At 68.6% G+C, this 1,000-nt stretch carries 2 protein-coding genes; both read left to right on the plus strand.

Annotated elements, in window-relative coordinates:
- Window positions 1–27 precede the first annotated feature (27 nt).
- Window positions 28–846, plus strand: a complete 819-nt coding sequence (locus tag J3S20_RS29905; protein ID WP_216840577.1) for a sterol desaturase family protein — start codon at window positions 28–30, stop codon at window positions 844–846.
- 53 nt (window positions 847–899) lie between these two features.
- On the plus strand, window positions 900–1,000 hold a 101-nt coding region (locus J3S20_RS31365), incomplete at its 3' end, for a cation transporter (RefSeq protein ID WP_216840578.1).

Consider the following 1,000-nt stretch of genomic DNA (forward strand, 5'->3'; position numbering starts at 1 on the left):
GGCCCTCTTGAGGGAGGAGCCGGCATCATGGCCGCCGAAGCAGCGATCCGCCTGGGCGTGTTCCTTGGCGTGCTTGCGGCCATGGTCCTTGCCGAGCGGATCTGGGCGCGGGGCTTGGCGATGCCGCTTGGCTGGCGGCGCTGGCCGGCTAACCTAGCTCTGCCGCTGATCGGCTCAGTCCTGCTGCGGCTGGTGGCGCCCGCAGGGGCGGTCGGCGTGGCGGTCTGGGCGGAGGCGCGGGGCCTCGGCCTGCTACCCGCTCTGGGCGCGCCCTTCTGGTTGGCCGTGCCGTTGGCGGTCCTGGTACTGGACCTGTCGATCTACTGGCAGCACCGCGTGTTCCACCACGTGCCGGTGCTGTGGCGGCTGCACCGGATGCACCATGCAGACCCGGAGTTGGATGCCACGACGGGGCTGCGGTTCCATCCCGTAGAGATCCTACTCTCGCTCGGCATCAAGGCGACAGTGGTGACCGCCCTCGGCGCGCCGCCCCTGGCGGTGCTGGCTTTCGAGGTGCTGCTTAACGCCACCAGCCTGTTCAACCATGCCGATATCCGCATACCGGTCGGGGCGGAACGCTGGCTGCGGCGCCTGGTGGTGACGCCGGACATGCACCGTACCCATCATTCGGAGGTCCAGGCCGAGACCGATGGCTGCTTCGGCTTCTGCCTGCCTTGGTGGGATCACCTGTTCGGCAGCTACCGCGCCACACCGGCGGCAGGGCTCGATGACGCCGTCATTGGCGTGCCGGGCTGGCGCATCGCCCGGCAGCAGAGGCTGGACCGGCTGCTGCTGCAACCTTTCGCCAGCACGCCTCCTGTCGATTTCCCCCAAAGAGGGCCTTGAACCTCCAGCCACTAGAAGTCCCATACCAGGGCCAGCGGGATGGGGTGATTGGCATGGGCGCGACGACACGGCTGACTTGGCGGGTTGAAGGCATGGACTGCGCCAGTTGCGTCGCCAAGGTGACGCGGGCTGTCGAGCGGCTGCCTGGGGTGGA

It is taken from the genome of Falsiroseomonas tokyonensis (genome assembly GCF_019024325.1).
Taxonomy (GTDB): domain Bacteria; phylum Pseudomonadota; class Alphaproteobacteria; order Acetobacterales; family Acetobacteraceae; genus Falsiroseomonas; species Falsiroseomonas tokyonensis.

Coding starts and splice junctions, on each gene's coding strand:
- J3S20_RS29905 (WP_216840577.1), top strand. CDS start 28: ATGGCCGCCGAAGCAGCGATCCGCCTGGGCGTGTTCCTTGGCGTGCTT.